The sequence below is a fragment of the Bacillus cereus group sp. N8 genome (assembly GCF_016483685.1).
Classification (GTDB): Bacteria; Bacillota; Bacilli; order Bacillales; family Bacillaceae_G; genus Bacillus_A; species Bacillus_A proteolyticus.
In genome coordinates this window covers 1-257 of sequence record NZ_JAEHBK010000184.1, presented here as the reverse complement: position 1 = coordinate 257, position 257 = coordinate 1, and the positions used below count along the sequence as shown (strand labels likewise).

Below are 257 nucleotides of genomic sequence, written 5' to 3'. Positions count from 1 at the left end.
CCCCCCATTTTTTTTTTATTGATACTGGGTCCACAGTTTTATACTCTAGTCTTTTCGTCGGTAGTGTCAGATGTGTATCAGAGTTAGGTTGTGTAACTCGTTTTCCAGTAGCACCTGTGTTACCTTGAGCACCTTGAGATCCAGTAGCACCCGTGTTACCTATCTCTCGTATACAACGCTGACCCACCCGACGAAAAGACTTAGGTAGATCTCGGTGCGCGCCGGAGCATAAAGAAAAAAGTGGGGCGGGGGGGGGG

General features: G+C 48.6%; 1 protein-coding gene. It reads right to left on the bottom strand.

The features are described 5' to 3' along the window. Positions 1–187: hypothetical protein (locus JDS80_RS31300; protein WP_206774728.1), on the bottom strand; the 187-nt coding region annotated here is incomplete at its 3' end. Between the last annotated feature and the right edge of the window lie 70 nt (positions 188–257).